Annotated in this window: 19 protein-coding genes; 10 read left to right on the top strand and 9 right to left on the bottom strand. The window is 72.8% G+C overall.

Annotated features, from left to right (window positions below):
- Positions 1-171: 171 nt before the first annotated feature.
- A complete protein-coding gene (locus D7D94_RS06890; protein ID WP_156241916.1) occupies positions 172-1,263 on the bottom strand; it encodes an NADH:flavin oxidoreductase/NADH oxidase in 1,092 nt (363 codons plus the stop codon).
- 63 nt (positions 1,264-1,326) lie between these two features.
- Here D7D94_RS06890 and D7D94_RS06885 point away from each other — a divergent pair, with 63 nt between their 5' ends.
- The 6 genes from D7D94_RS06885 (at position 1,327) to D7D94_RS06860 (ending at position 6,993) form a co-directional block, all read left to right on the top strand.
- Positions 1,327-2,229, top strand: a complete 903-nt coding sequence (locus tag D7D94_RS06885) for an ADP-dependent NAD(P)H-hydrate dehydratase (protein ID WP_156241915.1) — start codon at positions 1,327-1,329, stop codon at positions 2,227-2,229.
- Positions 2,230-2,266: 37 nt separating this feature from the next.
- On the top strand, positions 2,267-3,481 hold the full coding sequence (locus D7D94_RS06880) for a glycosyltransferase 87 family protein (protein WP_156241914.1): 1,215 nt from the start codon (positions 2,267-2,269) through the stop codon (positions 3,479-3,481).
- A gap of 23 nt (positions 3,482-3,504) precedes the next feature.
- Complete coding sequence (locus D7D94_RS06875) at positions 3,505-3,840, top strand: thiamine-binding protein (protein ID WP_156241913.1); 336 nt, start codon at positions 3,505-3,507, stop codon at positions 3,838-3,840.
- Between the two features lie 75 nt (positions 3,841-3,915).
- The gene (locus tag D7D94_RS06870; protein WP_156241912.1) at positions 3,916-5,199 is read left to right on the top strand and encodes an MFS transporter; all 1,284 of its coding nucleotides are present in this window, start codon (positions 3,916-3,918) and stop codon (positions 5,197-5,199) included.
- Positions 5,200-5,422: 223 nt separating this feature from the next.
- Positions 5,423-6,493, top strand: a complete 1,071-nt coding sequence (gene cds1 / locus D7D94_RS06865; RefSeq protein ID WP_156241911.1) for an L-cysteine desulfhydrase Cds1 — start codon at positions 5,423-5,425, stop codon at positions 6,491-6,493.
- Positions 6,494-6,570: 77 nt separating this feature from the next.
- A complete protein-coding gene (locus tag D7D94_RS06860; protein ID WP_156241910.1) occupies positions 6,571-6,993 on the top strand; it encodes an organic hydroperoxide resistance protein in 423 nt (140 codons plus the stop codon).
- A 98-nt stretch (positions 6,994-7,091) separates the two neighbouring features.
- Here D7D94_RS06860 and metX read toward each other — a convergent pair whose 3' ends face one another.
- Both metX and D7D94_RS06850 read right to left on the bottom strand, forming a co-directional pair.
- On the bottom strand, positions 7,092-8,297 hold the full coding sequence (gene metX / locus D7D94_RS06855; RefSeq protein ID WP_156241909.1) for a homoserine O-acetyltransferase MetX: 1,206 nt from the start codon (positions 8,295-8,297) through the stop codon (positions 7,092-7,094).
- Positions 8,298-8,429: 132 nt separating this feature from the next.
- Positions 8,430-9,746 carry a bifunctional o-acetylhomoserine/o-acetylserine sulfhydrylase gene (locus tag D7D94_RS06850; RefSeq protein ID WP_156241908.1) on the bottom strand — a complete coding sequence of 439 codons (1,317 nt, stop codon included), beginning with the start codon at positions 9,744-9,746 and terminating at the stop codon, positions 8,430-8,432.
- A gap of 144 nt (positions 9,747-9,890) precedes the next feature.
- On the opposite strand from D7D94_RS06850, the gene D7D94_RS06845 reads away from it, so the two are divergent.
- Genes D7D94_RS06845 through D7D94_RS06830 form a run of 4 tightly spaced genes read left to right on the top strand, consistent with a single transcriptional unit; the run spans position 9,891 to position 12,530 of the window.
- Entirely contained in the window at positions 9,891-10,682 is a 792-nt protein-coding gene (locus D7D94_RS06845; RefSeq protein WP_156241907.1) for an SDR family oxidoreductase, read from the top strand.
- Complete coding sequence (locus D7D94_RS06840) at positions 10,675-11,184, top strand: phosphoribosyltransferase (protein ID WP_246171896.1); 510 nt, start codon at positions 10,675-10,677, stop codon at positions 11,182-11,184. The genes D7D94_RS06845 and D7D94_RS06840 overlap by 8 nt, the downstream gene beginning before the upstream one ends.
- An 8-nt stretch (positions 11,185-11,192) precedes the next feature.
- Positions 11,193-11,888, top strand: a complete 696-nt coding sequence (locus D7D94_RS06835; protein WP_156241905.1) for a uracil-DNA glycosylase — start codon at positions 11,193-11,195, stop codon at positions 11,886-11,888.
- Positions 11,889-11,897: 9 nt separating this feature from the next.
- Positions 11,898-12,530, top strand: a complete 633-nt coding sequence (locus D7D94_RS06830; RefSeq protein WP_156241904.1) for a GNAT family N-acetyltransferase — start codon at positions 11,898-11,900, stop codon at positions 12,528-12,530.
- Positions 12,531-12,575: 45 nt separating this feature from the next.
- Here D7D94_RS06830 and D7D94_RS06825 read toward each other — a convergent pair whose 3' ends face one another.
- From D7D94_RS06825 to D7D94_RS06800, 6 genes are read right to left on the bottom strand one after another with little or no spacing between them, the layout of a single operon-like run.
- A complete protein-coding gene (locus tag D7D94_RS06825) occupies positions 12,576-13,370 on the bottom strand; it encodes an ATP-binding cassette domain-containing protein (RefSeq protein WP_156241903.1) in 795 nt (264 codons plus the stop codon).
- Entirely contained in the window at positions 13,367-14,173 is an 807-nt protein-coding gene (locus D7D94_RS06820) for an ABC transporter ATP-binding protein (protein WP_156241902.1), read from the bottom strand. The genes D7D94_RS06825 and D7D94_RS06820 overlap by 4 nt, the downstream gene beginning before the upstream one ends.
- Positions 14,170-15,048: an ABC transporter permease gene (locus D7D94_RS06815; RefSeq protein ID WP_156241901.1), complete on the bottom strand. Its 879-nt coding sequence runs from the start codon at positions 15,046-15,048 to the stop codon at positions 14,170-14,172. Before D7D94_RS06815 ends, D7D94_RS06820 begins: the two co-directional genes overlap by 4 nt.
- On the bottom strand, positions 15,045-15,995 hold the full coding sequence (locus tag D7D94_RS06810; RefSeq protein ID WP_156241900.1) for an ABC transporter permease: 951 nt from the start codon (positions 15,993-15,995) through the stop codon (positions 15,045-15,047). The genes D7D94_RS06815 and D7D94_RS06810 overlap by 4 nt, the downstream gene beginning before the upstream one ends.
- A gap of 12 nt (positions 15,996-16,007) precedes the next feature.
- Positions 16,008-17,516 carry an ABC transporter substrate-binding protein gene (locus D7D94_RS06805; protein ID WP_156241899.1) on the bottom strand — a complete coding sequence of 503 codons (1,509 nt, stop codon included), beginning with the start codon at positions 17,514-17,516 and terminating at the stop codon, positions 16,008-16,010.
- On the bottom strand, positions 17,513-18,457 hold the full coding sequence (locus D7D94_RS06800) for an alpha/beta hydrolase (protein ID WP_246171895.1): 945 nt from the start codon (positions 18,455-18,457) through the stop codon (positions 17,513-17,515). The genes D7D94_RS06805 and D7D94_RS06800 overlap by 4 nt, the downstream gene beginning before the upstream one ends.
- Positions 18,458-18,516 lie beyond the last annotated feature (59 nt).

Raw genomic sequence — 18,516 nt, 5'->3', positions numbered from 1 at the left:
GGGGACGGGGTGGCGGGTGGATCGGATGCGTGGGCGGGTGCGCGAGCGGGGTGGTTCGGCTCCGGGTCACCAGACGATGTCGTCTCACCGACGCGACACGGAAAACCGCGGGATTCCGTGTCGCGCGGATGAGACGACATCGTCTGGCGCGGGGAGCCGCCCGCGCGGGCCTCAGCGACGGAGCTTCGACCACTCCCGGTGCGCGCGCAGGTACTGCGGCGGCCACAGCCCCTCGGGCGCCTCGCCCAGCTCCGACGCGGCGCGCAGGGCGAAGTGCGGGTCGCGGAGGAACTCGCGTCCCGCGAACACGGCGTCGGCGCTGCCCTCGGCGAGCACCGCCTCGGCCTCCTCGCCCGTGTCGATGATCCCGACCGCGGCCGTCGGCGCGCCCGTCACCTCGCGCACGCGCGCGGCGAGCGGCACCTGGTAGCCCGGGCCCACCTCGATGCGCTGGTGCCGGACGAGTCCGCTCGACGACACGTCGAAGAGGTCGGCGCCCGCCTCGAGCGCCCACTGCGCGACGGTCGCCACGTCGTCGATCTCGAGGCCGCCGGGCGCGGAGTCCGTGCCGGAGAAGCGCACGAACACCGGCAGCGCCTCGCCGACCTCGGCGCGCACCGCGCGGACGACGTCCAGCACGAGACGCGCGCGGTTCTCGAGCGACCCGCCCCAGCCATCCGCCCGCTCGTTCGAGAGCGGGGAGAGGAACTCATGCAGCAGGTACCCGTGCGCGGCATGCACCTCGATCACGTCGAAGCCCGCGTCGACGGCACGGCGTGCGGCGGCGCGGAAGTCCGCGACGACCTTGGCGATGCCGTCCTCGTCGAGCTCCTGCGGCGCGGCGTAGCCATCGAACGCGATCGCCGACGGCGCGACCGTCTGCCACCCGCCCTGGTCGAGCGGCACGCTGCCGTCCTGGTTGGCGAACGGGCGCCACGTCGACGCCTTGCGTCCGGCGTGCGCGAGCTGCACCCCGACGAGCGCGCCGCGCGCGTGCACCGAGGCGATGACGCCGGCCCACGCGTCGCGCTGCTCGTCGTTCCAGATGCCGGCGTCCTCCGGCGTGATGCGGCCCTCGGGAGACACGGCGGACGCCTCGCTCATCACGAGCCCGGCGCCGCCCGAGGCGAACTGCGCGAGGTGCACGTGGTGCCAGTCGTTCACGACCCCGTCCTCCGCGCTGTACATGCACATGGGCGACACCCACAGGCGGTTGCGGAACGTCGTCTCGCGGATGGTCAGGGTGCTGAACAGCTGGCTCAAGAGTTCTCCGTCTCCGATACGCCGTTTCACCGGCGTCAGGCGTTGCGCGAGTAGGGTGGCGGCATGCCGGGAGGACACGCATGGCACTCCGCTGAATGGACCGCCGAGGACGCCGCGGGCGTCCTCCGAGTGCCAACAGCCGCCGATCACAAGTATTCCCGCGGCGTCGTGGCGCTGCGGACGGGATCCCTCGAATATCCGGGGGCGTCGGTGCTCTCGACCGAGGGCGCGTGGCGCACCGGCGTCGGCATGGTGCGGTGGGATGGCCCGGACGCGATCGCGGGACTGGTGCTGCAGCGACGCCCCGAGACCGTGCTCGGCGCGGGGCGCGCGGACGCCTGGGTGCTGGGCTCGGGCATCGACGCCCGCACCCGCAGCGAGGACGACTCCACGCGCATGCGCAAGACGCTCCGCGACGGCTCGACGCCCGCAGTCGTGGACGCCGGCGCCCTCGATCTCGCCGCCGAGGCCTCGGTGCCGCTCATCGTCACCCCGCACGAGGGCGAGCTGCGCGAGGTGCGCATCCCGCTCGGCTTCGGCATCGACGACGTCGACGAGGACCCGCTCGCGCCGCGTCTGAGCGGCGACTTCCGCGAGCGCGTGCTCGTCGTGCGCGAGACCGCCGTCGCGCTCGGCGGCGTCGTGCTGCTGAAGGGCGCGACGACGATCGTCGCGACGCCCGGCGGCTGGTGGACCGCCGTGCGCTCCGGCACGCCGTGGCTCGCGGCAGCCGGCACCGGCGACGTGCTCGCGGGCGCCGCCGGCGCCGTCCTCGCGGGCGTCGCGGCCGCAGCCCGCGTCGACGGGCGCGAGATCGACGTCGAGGAGCTCGGACCCGTCGCGGCGACCGCCGCCTGGCTCCACGGAACCGCCGGCCGCCTCGCCGCCGGCTCCGGCCATCCGATCACCGCCCTCGACGTCGCCGAGGCGCTGCCGCAGGCATTCGCCGCCGCGACCGGCACCTGAGCGGATGGCGCGAGCGCGCCTTCCGTAGGATGGGCGCGTGCCGAGGCGGATGCTGCTGTGGATCGCGTTCGCGATCGTGCACGTCTGGGTCGCCGCGGCCGGCTGGTGGATGCCGAACCAGCCGATGGGCGACGTGCACCTCGTCTACGAGCCCTGGTCGACGCGCGCGCTCGCCGGAGGCGGCATCGTCGGGGTGACCGAGCCGTGGGTGTACCCGCAGCTCGCGCTCGCGCCCATGGTCGTCGCGCACGCGCTCACCTGGATCGGCGGGTACGACCTCGCCTGGGCGCTGCTCGTCACGCTGTGCGACGCCGTCGCGTTCTGGATGCTCCTCGGCCGCGGGCGCTCGCGCGGGCGCCGCACCGCGGCCTGGTTCTGGCTGGCGTTCGCCGTGCTCCTCGGGCCGGTCGGGATGTACCGGATCGACGCGATCACGGTGCCGCTCGCGATCATCGCGGTGCTGCTTCTCGCCCGGCGCCCCGCGCTCGCCGGAGCGCTCCTCACCGCCGGCGCCTGGATCAAGATCTGGCCGGCCGCGCTCGTCGGGGCCGCGGTGCTCGCGATGCGGCGTCGCCTCGCGGTCGTCGCGGGCGCGCTCGTCACGACCGCGCTCGTCGTGGTGCTCGTCGTCGCCGGCGGGGGAGCGCGGCACCTCCTCGGCTTCGTGACGATGCAGACCGGGCGCGGGCTGCAGCTCGAGGCCCCGGTCAGCACCTTCTACCTCTGGGGCGCTGCGCTGGGGATGCCGGGGTCATGGGTGTTCTACGACCAGGACATCCTCACATTCCAGGTCACCGGGCCGAACGTCGACGTCGTGATCGCCGCGATGACCCCGGTTCTCGCGGTCGTCGTCGCCGGGATCGCCGCCCTCGGCCTCGTGCAGGCGCGTCGAGGCGCCGCCTTCCGTGCGCTCGTGCCGCCCCTCGGCCTCGCGCTCGTGGCGGCCCTCATGGTCTGCAACAAGGTGGGCTCGCCGCAGTTCCACGACTGGCTCATCGCCCCACTCGTGCTGTGGATCGTCGTCGACCGGGGTCGCGCATGCGGTCCGGCCATCCTCGCCCTGGCGTGCGCCGCCCTCACCCAGCTCGTCTACCCGCTAATGTACCTCGGCGTCATGGACGCGGAGCCCGTCGCGGTGACGGTGCTGTCCCTCCGCAACGTGCTGCTCTTCGCGCTCCTCGCCTGGGCCGTGGCGCGCGTGGTGCGCGTGCCCGTGCGCGCCCGCGCACCCCGCGCGACCATCTCGACCTGACCATCCTTCGAAAGGGGAACCTCATGCTCGTGGCCTTCTCAGTGGCGCCCTCCGGCACCGGCGACGCCGACGGATCCGTGCACGACGCGGTCGCCGCGGCCGTCACCGTCGTGCGGGAATCCGGCCTCGCCCACCGCACCACCTCGATGTTCACCGAGATCGAGGGTGAGACCTGGGATGAGGTCATGGACGTCGTCCGCCGCGCGACCGAGGCCGTCATGCCGTTCGGCTCGCGGGTGTCGCTCGTGCTGAAGGCCGACATCCGCCCCGGCTACTCCGGTGAGATCGACGGCAAGATCGAGCGGCTCGAGAAGGCGATCGCCGAGGGGGACGCGAAGGCCGAGGGCGGCGCGCAGTAGCCGGCCCCGGCCATCCGCTGGGGGAAGGCGGCGGCCGCCTGGAGCCCCTCTGATGGTCACCTGTAGAATCGACGGATGACCACCTCGACCTCTACGTCGAGGGGTGCGGCGATGTGGGCGCTCCTCTCGCTCGCCATCGGCGCTTTCGGCATCGGCACGACCGAGTTCGTCTCGATGGGCCTGCTGCCGCAGATCGCCGGCGACCTCCTGCCCTCCGTCTACGCGACGAGCCCCGAGGGGGCGGTCGCGCAGGCCGGCGTCCTCATCAGCCTCTACGCGCTGGGCGTCGTCGTCGGCGCCCCGACGATCGCCGCCTTCGTGTCTCGCTACCCGCGGCACCGCGTGCTGATCGCGCTCGCGCTGGCGCTGCTGCTCTTCAACGCGCTCACGGTCGTCATGCCGACCTTCGAGCTCGTCGGGGTCGCGCGCTTCCTCTCGGGTCTGCCGCACGGCGCCTACTTCGGGATGGCCGCGGTCGCCGCCGCGGACCTGTTCGGCCCCGAGAAGCGCGGCCGTGCGATCTCCATCGTCATGAGCGGCCTGATGATCGCGAACGTCGTCGGCGTGCCCGGCGGCACGCTCCTCGGTCAGCATCTCGGATGGCGCGCGGCCTACGTCATCGTGGCGGGGGTCTTCCTCCTCGCGCTGCTCATGATCGCGTTCTTCGTCCCCGCGCAGTCGGGCGACGCCAGCCGCACCGTGCGGCACGAGCTCGGCATCTTCCGCATCCCGCAGGTGTGGCTCACGGTTGCGATCGGCGCGATCGGATTCGGCGCCTTCTTCGCCGTGTACAGCTACGTCGCGACGCTGGTGACCGAGGTCGCCGGGGCGGATGAGTGGGTCGTCCCGATCGCGCTCGTCGCCATCGGACTGGGCATGACGATCGGCAACCTGCTCGGCGGCGTGCTGGCCGACAAGAGCGTTCGCCGCACCCTCGTGTGGGGGCTCGCCGCGATCTCCGCGAGCTCGGCCATCCTCGCCCTGCTCGCCCATGCGACCGTGCCGCTCATCATCGGCCTCTTCGTCTTCGCGACCGTGTCGTCGACGGCGACGCCGACGGTGCAGCTGCGCCTTCTCGACGTCGCCCGCGACCACCAGGCGATCGGCGCGGCCCTCAACCACTCCGCGCTGAACATCGGCAACAGCCTCGGCGCGGCGCTCGGCGGTGCGGTCATCGCGGCCGGCTGGGGCTATGTCGCGCCGGTCTGGGTCGGCGTCGCCCTGTCGCTCGTCGGCGTGGGCATCGCGCTGTTCGCCTTCGGGGCCGAGCGCCGCGCGGACGAGCGCGCCTGCCGCGACCTCGACACCCGCGAGTTCTCCTCCGAGGACACGGGCACCTCGCCCATCTCGACCCACTGACGCGCGGCGGGCGCGCGCGCGTTCGCGGCCCGCTGGCGGTGTTGTGCGCCAGCCCCGGGACACACCGCAGGAGATCCGTGCGGCCGGCGACCCGGCAACCGCAGGAATCCGCGGGCTAGGAGCGGGAGTGGGGCCGGATCTCCTGCGCTGTGTCCCGGCCCGGCCCCGGGCCCTGCCCTGGCCCGACCCGGTGCTCCGCATCCCGCTCCCATACAGTCGAAGCATGACGGTCGACCGATGCACCTGGGTGCGCGACGCCATCCGCCTGCTCGAGGCCGACGCGAATCGCAGCGCCGACACGCACCTGCACGTGTTCCCGCTGCCCCTGGAGTGGGGTGTCGACCTGTATTTGAAGGACGAGTCGGTCCATCCAACCGGGTCGCTCAAGCATCGGCTCGCGCGGTCGCTCATCCTGTACGGGCTCGTCAACGGGCGCATCGTCGAGGGCACGACGCTCGTCGAGGCCTCGAGCGGCTCGACGGCCGTGTCGGAGGCGTACTTCGCGCGCATGCTCGGCCTCGACTTCGTGACGGTGGTGCCGAGGGCGACGAGCCCCGAGAAGATCGAGCTCATCGAGTTCTACGGCGGGCGGTGCCACTACGTCGACGTGCCGGGGGAGATGTACGCCGAGGCGGAGCGGCTCGCGGCGGAGTCCGGCGGGCACTACCTCGACCAGTTCACGTACGCCGAGCGCGCGACGGACTGGCGCGGCAACAACAACATCGCCGAGAGCGTGTTCGAGCAGCTCTCGGCGGAGCGGTTCCCGGTGCCGAGCTGGATCGTCGTGGGCGCCGGCACCGGCGGCACGAGCGCGACGTTCGGGCGCTACGTGCGGTACCGGCGCCATCCCACCCGTGTCGCGGTCGTCGACCCGGAGAACTCGGCGTTCTACGAGGCCTGGCGCACCGGTCGCTCGGACGTGGCCACGGGCATCCCCAGCCGCATCGAGGGCATCGGCCGGCCCCGGGTGGAGCCGTCGTTCGTGCCGGGGGTGATCGACGAGGTGCTGCCGATCCCAGATGCGGCGTCGTTCGCCGCCATCCGCCTGCTGCGCGAGCGCACGCTGCACTGGGCGGGCGGCTCGACCGGGACCAACCTCGTCGGCGCCTTCCAGCTCATCGCGCGGATGGTCGCGGCCGGTCAGCAGGGAAGCGTCGTCACGCTCATCTGCGACGGCGGCGCGCGCTACGCCGACACGTATCACAACGACGCGTGGGTCGCCGCGCAGGGGCACGACATCGCCCCGCATCGCGCGCAGATGGAGCGGTTCCTCGAGACCGGCGAATGGGCCTGACGGGGCGGCGCCTATGTCCTGGCTGTGAACCGCCGCGCGTCGGGTGCCCGCCTCTCGCGCGGACATAGCCTCGGAATATGGAAGCCATCTACACCACAGAAGCACTCGCCACCGGCGCCGGCCGCGACGGACAGGTCTCCGTCGCCGAGAGCCCCCTCTCCTTCGATCTCGCGAGCCCCAAGGCGCTCGGCGGATCGGGCGAGGGCGCCAACCCCGAGCAGCTCTTCGCCGCCGGCTACGCCGCGTGCTTCCACTCCGCGCTGCAGGCCGTCGCCCGCAGCAAGAAGGTCGCGATCGAGGGCTCGTCGGTCGGCGCGCGCGTCGGCATTGGCTCGAACGGCGAGGGCGGCTTCGCGCTCGCCGTGGAGCTCGAGGTCGTCATCCCCGACCTCGACGCCGAGACGGCCCAGTCGCTCGCCGACGCCGCGCACCAGGTGTGCCCGTACTCGAACGCGACGCGCGGCAACATCGACGTGAAGGTCTCCGTCAGCGACGACTGACGCGCACCCGATCCGCGAGACCTCAGCTCGGCCGCGAGACCTCCACTGTCGCATGGGGTCTCGCGCTGGGCGTGAGGTCTCGCGGAGGGGCCGTCCGCTCAGGCCGTGAAGAGCCGGCCCAGGTGATGCGCGACGGCCGCGGTCTCGATGAGGAAGCCGTCGTGGCCGAAGTCGCTGTGCAGCACGACGGACTCCGCGCCATCCAGCGTGTTCGGCACGCTGCGCGCGATGCGGTGCTGTCCGTCGACGGGGAACAGCCGGTCGCTGTCGATTCCGAGCACGAGGGTGGTCGCCGTCACGCGGGCGAGCGCCTCCTCCACGCCGCCGCGGTCGCGGCCGACGTCGTGCGAGTCCATCGCCTCGACCAGGCGGATGTACGTGTTCGCGTCGAAGCGCCGCGTGAACTTGTTGCCGTGGAAGTCGAGATACGACTCCACCGCGAAGCGCCCGCCGTGTCCGAGCGGGCTCACGCCGGACTGCCACGACCGCTGGAACCGCTGATTGAGCTCGGTCGGACTGCGGTAGTTGAGCAGGGCCATCCGCCGGGCCAGCGCGAGACCGCGGTGCGGGCCCTCGCCGGGAGCGGCGTCGTAGTACTCGCCGCCCGCGAAGCGCGGGTCGATCTCGATGGCCTCGAGCTGCACCGAGTTCAGCGCGATCTGATCGGCGGTGTTGATCGGCGGCGACGACAGGATCGCCAGCCGCTCGACGCGCTCGGGCGTGCCGACCGCCCACTCCAGCGCGTGCATGCCGCCCATCGAGCCGCCGACGACCGCCGCCCAGCGGTCGATGCCGAGCGCATCAGCGAGCCGCACCTGCGCGGCGACCTGGTCGCGGATGGTCAGATACGGGAACCGCGACCCCCACGCCTCGCCGTCGGGGTGGATGCTCGCCGGCCCCGTGGACCCCTGGCATCCGCCCAGCACGTTCGGCGCGATCACGAACCAGCGGTCGGTGTCGATGGCGAGGCCGGGCCCGACGAGCGCGTCCCACCATCCGGCCGTCGGATGGCCGGGGCCGGCCGGACCGCGGACGTGGCTGTCTCCGGTCAGCGCGTGGAGGATGAGCACCGCGTTGTCGCGTGCGGCGTTGAGCTCGCCCCAGGACTCGTACGCGAGGCGGAAGCCGGGCAGCAGCGCGCCGCCCTCCGTGCGCATGAGGCCGAACGCCGCGAAGGAGCGGTCGCCGACGGGGTCGCCGTCACGCCAGGCGCCCGTCGCGGGCGGGCGGCCGGCCATGGAGCGTGCGTCGGCTTCCGTGACGGGGGCCGACGGCACCGTGTCCTCGGAGATCTGCCAGTCCATCCGTCCATTCTCCCGTGCCCGCCGGCCGTTCCCGGCCACTGTTACGCCCCCACTGCGCCGCCCGGGGAGGAGAAGCGCCCCGGAACGACGGATGCCCCGGGGCCGAGACCCGGGGCATCCGTCGTGCGCGCGTCAGGCGCGGGCGGCTTCGGCCGTCTCGCGCGCGGCGACGAGCGCCTGGTCGAGGTCGGCCTTGAGGTCCTCGACGTTCTCGAGGCCCACCGACAGGCGGACGAGGCCCGGCGTCACGCCGCTCGTGAGCTGCTGCTCGGGCGTGAGCTGCGAGTGCGTGGTCGAGGCGGGGTGGATGACCAGCGAGCGCACGTCGCCGATGTTCGCGAGGTGGCTGAACAGACCCAGCGAGTTCACGAACGTGCGGCCGGCGTCCACGCCGCCCTTCAGCTCGAACGACAGCACGGCGCCGACGCCCTTGGGGGCGTAGTGGTTGGCGAGGGCGTACCAGGGCGAGGTCGGGAGGCCCGCGTAGTTCACCGTCGCGACGTCGGGGTGGTTCTCGAGCCACTCCGCGATCTCCTGCGCGTTCTGCACGTGGCGCTCGATGCGCAGCGACAGCGTCTCGATGCCCTGGATGAGCTGCCACGCGCTCTGCGGGGCGATCGCCGCGCCGAGGTCGCGCAGCAGCTGCACGCGCGCCTTGATGATGAAGGCCAGCTCGTCGCCGACAGCGGCGGTGAAGCTCGCGCCGTGGTACGAGGGGTCGGGCTCGGTGAGGCCGGGGAACTTCTCGACGTTCTCCGACCACTTGAAGGTGCCGCCGTCGACGATCGCGCCGCCGAGGACCGTGCCATGGCCGCCGAGGAACTTCGTCGCCGAGTGCACGACGATGTCGGCGCCGTGCTCGAACGGGCGGATGAGGTACGGCGTCGCGATCGTGTTGTCGACGATGAGCGGCACACCGGCCTCGTGCGCGATGTCGGCGACCGTCCGGATGTCGAGGACGTTGATCGCGGGGTTGCCGATGGTCTCGGCGAAGAGCAGCTTCGTCTCGGGGCGGATGGCGCGGCGCCATTCCTCGGCGTCGTCCTGGTTCTCGACGAAGGTCACGTCGATGCCGAGACGGCCCAGCGTGTACTTGAAGAGGTTGTACGTGCCGCCGTAGATCGAGCTCGACGACACGATGTGGTCGCCGGCCTGCGCGATGTTGAGCACGGCGAACGTCTCGGCGGCCTGGCCCGACGCGACGAGGAGGGCGCCGGTGCCCCCTTCCAGCGCGGCGATGCGCTGCTCGACGACGTCCTGGGTGGGGTTCTGCAGGCGCGTGTAGATGTTGCCGAACTCAGCCAACGCGAAGAGGTTCTTCGCGTGGTCGGCGTCGCGGAAGACGTACGACGTGGTGTTGTAGATCGGCGTCGCGCGGGCGCCGGTCACCGGGTCGGGCTGCGCGCCGGCATGGATCTGGGTGGTCTCGAAACGCCAGTTCTCGCTCATGGCTCTCTCCTGCTCGAAGTCGATCGGGTATCGCTCGGGGGTGCCCGTCGTCGGGCACGAGTGCGACAGTACGGAACCCCGCGCACGCCCTCAACGCGCGCGGACACAGGGCGTCACATGCGACGCCGACGGCATACTGGGGGGATGGCGAGAAGACGTGCGGTCGTGACGGGAGCGAGTTCGGGGATCGGCGCGGCGACGGTGCGCGCGCTGCGATTCCGCGGCTGGGAGGTCGTCGGCGTCGCCCGGCGCGCGGACCGGCTGGAGGCGCTCGCCGCGGAGACCGGCGCCGAGGTCTTCGCCGCCGACCTCACGCAGCAGGCCGACGTCGACGCGCTCGCCGCGCACCTCGCCGCGACCGGCCCCCTCCACGCGCTCGCGCACGTCGCCGGGGGCGCCCGCGGCGCGGATCGCGTCGAGGACGGCGACCCGGGCGACTGGACCTGGATGTTCGAGGTCAACGTGCTCGCGACGCAGCGCGTCGTCCGAGCGCTGCTGCCGCAGCTGCGCGCCACGGTCGACGACGAGGGCGGCTACGGCGACCTGCTGTTCGTGACCTCCACGGCGGCGCAGGCCGCGTACCCCGGCGGGTCCGGCTACAACGCCGCGAAGGCGGGGGAGTCGATGATCGTCGGCGCGCTGCGCCTCGAGCTGAACGGCGAGCCGCTGCGCATCACAGAGATCGCGCCGGGCCTCGTGCAGACGGAGGAGTTCGCACTCACCCGCCTCGGCGACGCTCAGGCCGCCGCTGCGGTCTACGCCGACGTGCAGGACCCGCTCACCGCCGACGACGTCGCCGACGTCATCGCCTACGCGCTCACCGCGCCCGGGCACGTCAACCTCGACCTCATCACGATGCGCCCGGTCGCCCAGTCCGCGCAGCATCTCCTGCACCGCGGGCCGCTCCGCGTGCGTCAGGCGGATGGCCGTGGCTGAGTCGACGGGGGAGCGCGAGGTCCTCACCTGGGACGGGTTCGGCGACGCGACGCGCGATCTCGCCCGGGCCATCCTCGACAGCGGGTTCGAGCCGGAGGTCGTCGTCGCGATCGCCCGCGGCGGACTGCTGCCGGCCGGGGCGATCGCCTACGGGCTCGGCGCGAAGAACTGCGGCGCGATCAACGTGGAGTTCTACACCGGCATCGGCACCGTGCGGGATGCGCCCGAGGTGCTCCCGCCCGCGCTCGACATGGACTACCTCGGCGGGCGCCGCGTGCTGCTCGTCGATGACGTGGCCGACTCCGGGCGCACGCTCGCGCTCGCGGTGCAGGTGCTGTCGGACAAGGGGGCCGACGTGCGGTCGGTGACGATCTTCACCAAGCCGACCACGGTCATCCAGCCCGACTACGCCTGGAAGGACACCGACCTCTGGATCGACTTCCCCTGGTCCGCCCGCGGCACGGTGCGCCAGGAGGACCTCGGTCTGGCGCCGAGCGCGTGAGCGGCGCGATGCCAGGGCACTCCCTTCCCGAGCTCGCCGAGGCGGGGCTCATCGACCGCGGCTGGGCCGACGCGCTCGCCCCGGTCGCGGGCGACATCGCCGCGCTCGGCGACCGGCTCCGCGCCGAGGTGGCAGCGGGGCGCTCGTACCTCCCGGCCGGCGACCACGTGCTGCGCGCGTTCCAGCGGCCGATCGCCGACGTCCGCGTGCTCATCGTCGGGCAGGATCCGTACCCGACGCCCGGCCATCCGATCGGCCTGTCGTTCGCGGTCGAGCGCCACGTGCGGCCGGTGCCGCGCAGCCTGCAGAACATCTACCGCGAGCTGGAGAGCGACCTCGGCATCCCGCCGGCCCCGCATGGCGACCTCTCGGCATGGAGCGACCAGGGCGTCATGCTCCTCAACCGCGTGCTCACGGTGCGGCCGCGCGAGCCGGCATCGCACCGCGGCTGGGGCTGGGAGAAGGTGACGGAGACGGCCATCCGCGCGCTCGCCGCGCGCGGCCGGCCGCTCGTGGCCATCCTGTGGGGGCGCGACGCGGCGAACCTCACGCCGCTCCTCGGCGACGTGCCGTCCGTGCAGTCGCCGCACCCCTCGCCGCTGTCCGCGAGCCGCGGCTTCTTCGGCTCGCGACCGTTCTCGCGGACGAACGCGCTGCTCGTCGAGCAGGGGGCGGAGCCGGTCGACTGGACCGTGCCCGCGTAGGCTGAGCGCATGCGCGCGGAGGAATATCAGCGGCGTCGGCGGCTGCCGCGACACCTGCAGCGTCGGCCCGAGCCGGAGCGGCCGTTCTCGTACGAGATCCGGCCCGCCGAGCAGCGCGACATCGAGGACATCCGCGAGATCTACAACCACTACGTGACGAACTCGGTGGTCACGTTCGACGAGCGGAAGTGGACGCACCGGCAGTGGAAGGACAAGTTCCTCCACCTGCAGAAGCTCGATCTGCCGTTCCTCGTCGCCGTCGCCCCGACCGGGCAGGTGCTGGGCTACGCACTCGTGTCGCCGTGGTCGGGCAAGTCGTCGTTCCGCTACACGGTGGAGAACTCGATCTACCTCGGCCAGGCGGCGACGGGCAAGGGCCTCGGCACCGCGCTGCTGGCCGCCCTGATCGCGGCGTGCGAGGAGAAGGGGCTGCGCGAGATCGTCGCGGTCATCAGCGACACGGGAGCCGAGGGATCGCTCGCCCTGCATCGGCGCTTCGGGTTCGAAGAGGTGGGGCGGATGGGCCGGGTCGGCTTCAAGTTCGGACGCTGGCTCGGGACGGTCTATTTGCAGAAGTCGCTCACGCCGCCGCGGCGCCCGGGCCGCCTCGCGCGGCTGCTGCGCCCCTCTTCCGGAGGTTGAGCGAGGGAGCGCAGCGAAACGCGCCGCCCCTGAACGCCGCGCCCCTCAGACGCCGTCGATGGTGGGCACCGCGGCGAGCAGCGTCCGCGTGTACTCCTCCCGCGGCGCGCGCAGCACCTGCTGCGTCGGGCCCTGCTCGACGATGCGGCCGTCCTTCATGACGACGACGACGTCGCACAGGCTCTGCACCACGCCGATGTCGTGCGAGACGAGCACGAGGGTCATCCGCTCGCGCGCGCGGAGCTCGGCCAGCAGCGCGAGGATCTGCGCGCGGACGGTGACGTCGAGCGCCGATAGCGGCTCATCCCCGACGAGGGTCTCCGGGCCGTGCACGATCGCCCGGGCGAGAGCGATGCGCTGACGCTGGCCACCGGAGAACTCGTGCGGGTACCGGTTCGCCATGGCGGGCTCGAGCCCCACGTCGGCGAGCACCTCGCGCACGCGAGCGCGCCGGTCGCCCGCGATGCCCAGCGCCCACAGCGGCTCGCCCACGATGCGGCCCACGGTCATCCGCGGATCGAGCGAGGCGTACGGGTCCTGGAAGACGATGCCGGTCGCCGCGCGCAACCAGTGCAGCGACGTGGCGCGCGCCCGGGCGTCGATCGCGCGGCCGCCGTACTCGACGGCGCCCGCGGTGGGCGCGTCGAGGCCCAGCAGCAGGCGGACGAGCGTGGACTTGCCGGAGCCCGACTCGCCGATGATCCCCACCGCGTCGCCGCGGCGGATCTCGAGGTCGGTCGCGTGCAGCGCGACGGTCTCGCGCGGGCGCTCGAACATCGTGCGGCGGGCGTGCCGGTACCGGCGCTCGACCCCGCGCGCCTGCATCGCGATGTCGCTCATGCGCCCTCCTCCTTCTCGGGGAGGGGGGAGGGGCGCCACAGCGTCGCGGTCGCATCGCGCAGGAGGCCCTGCGTCACGAGGTGCGACGGGTGCGAGAGGAGTCGGGCCACCGGAGCTTCCTCGACGACGCGGCCGTGCTCGAGCACCACGCCATGCGTGGCGACCTGCGACAGCACGGCGAGGTCGTGCGTGATGAACACCAGCGACATGCCGGCGTCCTCGACGAGGGAGAGGAGAAGCCGGAGGATCTCGGCCTGGATGGTGACATCCAGCGCGGTCGTCGGCTCGTCGGCGATGAGCAGGTGCGGCCGGCACGCGAGCGCCATGGCGAGCGCCACGCGCTGCCGCTGCCCGCCGGAGAGCTGGTGCGGGTAGCGGGCGACGATCGACTCCGGGTCGGGCAGGGCCACGCGCCGGGCCTCGGCGACGGCGATCTCCGCGGCCTCGCGCCGCGAGACGTCGCGATGGATGCGCACGGCCTCGGAGATCTGCCGGCCGACCGTGCGGATCGGATTGAGGGCGGTCTGCGGCTCCTGGAAGACCATGCCGATCTCGTCGCCGCGCAGGCGCGCGAGCTCCCGGTCGGGCAGGCCGAGGATCTCCGCCCCCTGCCAGCGGACGCTCCCCGTCGCGACGGCGCCGGCGGGGAGGAGACCGAGGATGGCCAGGGCCGTGAGCGACTTCCCCGACCCGGACTCGCCGATGATCCCGACGCGCGCGCCCTCGGGCACCGCGAACGACACGTCGTCGACGACGCGCCGGCCGGCGATCTCGATGGTGAGCCCTGCGACCTCGAGCGTCATGCGAACACCGCCGGCTGCGGAGCGTGCGGCTCCGCCTCGTCACGACGCAGCGTCGGGTCCGACGCCTCACGCAGCGCGTCGCCGAGGAGGTTGAGCGCGAGCACGGTGATGGTGATCGCGAGCCCTGGCCACAGCACCGAGAGCGGATGCAGGGAGATGTACGCCTGCGTCTCGCCGAGGAGGAGACCCCAGCTCGGCTGGGTCACGGGCGCGCCGAAGCCGAGGAACGACAGGCCCGCCTCCGCGAGCACGGCCGCGGCCATCGACCACGACAGCTGCACGATGAACACCGGCAGCACGTTCGGCAGCAGGTGCCGGGTCAGCGTCTGCACGGCGGTCAGCCCCGAGGCGCGGGCGGCGAGCACGAAATCGCTGCGCTGCACGCGGCGCAGCTCCACGCGGGCGACGCGGGCGATGTTGACGCCGAACCCGATGCCGACCGACCACACGACGATCCAGAGCGAGCCGCCCCAGACCGCCGAGAGCATCATGGCGATGAGCAGCACGGGGAACGCGATGAGGATGTCCACGAGCACCGCGACGACCTCGCGCACCGGTCGCGCGGTGAGCGCCCCGAGCGCGGCGAGGACCACGCCGATGACGGTGGCGACGATGCCCGAGCCGACCGCCACGAGCACGGTCGTGCGGGCGCCGATCATCAGGAGGCTGAGGATGTCGCGGCCGGTGCTGTCCCCGCCGAGGAGGTGCGGCCATCCGGGGTTCGTCCAGCGCGCGGCGATGTCGACCGTCTTCGGGTCGAACGGCGTCCAGAACAGCGACACGACCGCGACCGCGACGATCGCGGCGACCGCGAGCAGGCCGAAGCGGCCCGTGGCGGAGCGCCAGATGCGGGCGAGGACGACGGCCGGGGTCATGTGCTCTCCCGCTGTCGGGGGTCGATGAGGCGGTGCACGATGTCGACGACGAAGCCGATGACGAGCACGAAGCCCGTCAGCACGAGCAGCTCGCCCTGCACCTTCACCAGGTCGCGGTTGCCGACGTCGTCCACCAGCATGCGCCCGATGCCCGGCAGGTTGAAGACCTGCTCGATGACGACGGCGCCCACGACGATGCCGGCGATCTGCAGCCCGAGCACGGTGATGATCGACAGCCCCACCGACGGCAGCCCATGGCGGAGGAGCGCCTGCGTGCGCGTGAGCCCCTTCGCCGCGGCGGTGCGCACGTGGTCCTCGCCGGTCGCCAGCAGCGTGGCGCTGCGCACGAAGCGCAGGAGGAGCGCGCCCTCGACGACGCCGATCGTGAGCGCGGGGAGCGCCAGCGACTGCAGCGCGGCGCCGGGGTCGGCCCATCCGCCCCGGGGGAATCCCTGCGCGGGGAACCACCGCAGCGCGATCGCGAAGACGACGACGAGCATCATGCCCGCCCAGACGACCGGCACCGCCGCGAGCAGCTGAGCCACGACGCCGATCGCGGTGCCGTCGGCGCGACCACGGCGGATGGCCGAGAGCACGCCGAGCGGGACGGCGATCGCGAGCGCGATGAGGAGGGAGAGGACGCCGAGCGGCACCGTCACCTGCGCCTTCGCGGCGAGCTCGGCCGACACGGGCGTGCCGGTGAGGAGCGACGTGCCGAGGTCGCCGCGGAGCACGCCGCCGATCCACTCGAGGTACTGCGCGAGCGCCGGGCGGTCGAGGCCCAGGCTCTCGCGGATGGCCGCCACCTGCGCCGGGCTCCCCTCCGTGCCCGCGACGAGCTGCGCGACGTCGCCGGGCAGCACGCGCAGCGTCCCGAAGACGAGCGCGCTGGCCACGACGAGGCCGAGCACCAGCAGCGCGAGCCGCGTGAGGACGTAGCGGAGCACCGGCGGAGGCGGTCAGCCGGCCAGCGTCACGGACGCGAGGTCGAGGCGGGAGTTGATGGAGTCGACCGGGAATCCGGAGACGCCGGGGCCCACGGCGACCATGGTCTCGGCGGTGTACAGCCAGTCCGCGGCGTCGTCCTCGGAGACGAGGCGGGCGGCCTGCGCGAGCAGCTCCGCGGACTCCTCGGGGTCGACCGTCGAGACGGCCTGCGCGTAGAGGTCCTGCACCTCGGCGCTGTCGTAGTGGAAGTAGTAGTCCGGGTCGGCCCACGAGCCGAAGTCCCGCGGCTCGACGTGGTTGACGACGCTGAGCTGGTAGTCGCCGTTGGTGTACACGTCCTGCAGCCACGTGGAGAACTCGACCGGATCGACGGTGAGCTCGACGCCGATGTCGTTGAAGGCCGACACGAGGAAGGTCGGGATGGTCGTGCCGTAGAACGAGGGGATGGTCAGCTCGAGCTGGAGGTCCTCCTGGCCGGCCTCGGCCAGCAGCTCGCGCGCGCGGTCGGGGTCGTAGGGAGCGACGTCGGACAGGTCCTCGTAGCCGGGGTCGAGCTCGGGGATCGGCCCGTACTGCAGGGTCCCGGCTCCGACCGCCTCCACGAGCGCCTCATGGTCGATCGCGCGTCGGAGCGCCTCGCGCACGCGCGGGTCGTCGAACGGCGCCTCGGCGTTGTTGAACGCCAGGACGTACTTGTCGGTGGTCTTGCCCTTCGTGAGCGAGAAGCCGTTCGCGCCATCGAGCTGCGGCGCCAGCTGCGGGTCGACGGCCGTGAGCACGTCGAGCGAGCCGTCGAGCGCCGCGTTCACGCCGGCGGTGAAGTCGGGGATGTAGCTCGCGACCACCTCGGCGACGCCGGCGGCCTCGCCCCAGTAGTCGTCGTTGCGGGCGAGGACGATGCTCTCGCCCTGGTTCCACTCCTCGAGCGTGAACGGGCCGGTGCCGTTGGCCGCCGACTGCAGGTCGGTCTCGTCGCCCTCGTCGAGAATGAGGCCGGCGGGGCCGGTGAGGGTGAACAGCAGGTTCTGGTTGGGCTCCGACAGCTCCACCACGACCGTGGTGTCATCGGGGGCCGACACCGACGCGACGCCCGCGAGGTCGTCGTGTCCGACGACGCTCTCGTCGGACACGACCTCCTCGAGGGAGGCGACCGCGTCCTGCGCCGTGAGCTCGGCGCCGCTGTGGAACGTCACGCCGTCCGCCAGGGTGAACGTGTAGGTGAGGCCGTCGTCCGACACCTCCCACTCCGTCGCGAGCGCCGGCACGATCTCGTTCTCCGCCGTTCGGGTGACGAGGCCCTCGTAGACGTTGTCGACGAGGATCTGCTCGAGTGCGGCACCCGAGGTGTGGCGGATGTCGAGGTTGGTCGGCTCGAGGACGAGGCCGACGCGGAGGCTGGCGTCGGGGTTCGGCTCGCCGGCGGGCGCGCCGTCGCCGCCCTGCCCGCCGCATCCGGCGAGGACGAGAGTCGGGATCGCGAGCGCGGACACGGCGGTCACGCGCAGGGGGAGGCGGTTCATGCGGTCGGCTTTCCTTCCGAGGCGGCGTCGGCCGAGTCGGCCAGGCGCGCGATGAGGGATGCGAGGTCGGTGAAGGCGACCTCCTGCACGTTGTGGGGAGCGTCGAACTCGACGACGGTCGCGCCGGTGCGCTCGGCGAGCTCCGCCGCGTCGCGCTCGGAGACGAAGCCCGACGTCGCGCGCACCAGGGTGATGGGGGCGACGACGCCGGCGAGGTCCGACCAGCCGTCCGCGGGCGAGCCGGCGGGGGATGGCGCGTCCTCCGAGATGAGGCGCGCGTAGTGGTGGCGCCACTCGACACGGCCATCCGCGCGCACGCGCGAATTGAGGAAGACCCCGCGTCGGGCCTGCTCGCGCGATCCACCGAGGCCGAAGGCGAGCGCGCGGTCGAGCAGCTCGTCGCGGTCGGCGAAGACCGTCTGCTCGTAGAAGCGGCGGAGCGTGGCCGGGCCGCCGCTCGCGTCGATCCCGGGCGTGATGTCGACCACGACGAGCTGCGCGACGAGGTCGGGCCGGCGCGCGGCGACGGCTGCGGCGGTGAGACCGCCCAGCGAATGTCCGACGAGCACGACGGGGGCAGCGGCCCAGGCCTCGAGCGCGCGCACGACGTCGTCGGCGAGCACCCGCGGGCGGTAGTCGGCGTCGTCGCGCCACGAGGAGTCGCCGTGGCCGGCGAGGTCGATCGCGAGGACGGGGAGCCCGAGGGCGATCACGGTGGTGTCCCATGTGTGCGCGTTGAGACCGGCGCCGTGCAGGAGGACCACGCGGGGTCGGCCCTCGCCGTACGCGAGGGCGCCGACCGTGCGACCGTCGGGAAGGGGGATATGCACGCGTCGACCGGGGGGCACCGGGCGCTGCTGTGCCGCCGCCTGCTCGGGCAGGAACGCGAACTCGTCGAAGTCGTCAGCGGGGGAGGCGTCTTGCGCCGGGTGGATGCTCACGTGGCTCCTCGAAGGGGACGTCGGGCGACCGCGCCGACCCCTCCATTCTGGCGATGACG

Origin of the sequence: Microbacterium oryzae (assembly GCF_009735645.1) — a bacterium.
In the GTDB taxonomy this organism is placed as follows: Bacteria; Actinomycetota; Actinomycetes; order Actinomycetales; family Microbacteriaceae; genus Microbacterium; species Microbacterium oryzae.
The sequence above is the reverse complement of the archived record's forward strand: the minus strand, read 5'-3'. Positions and strand labels throughout refer to the sequence as shown.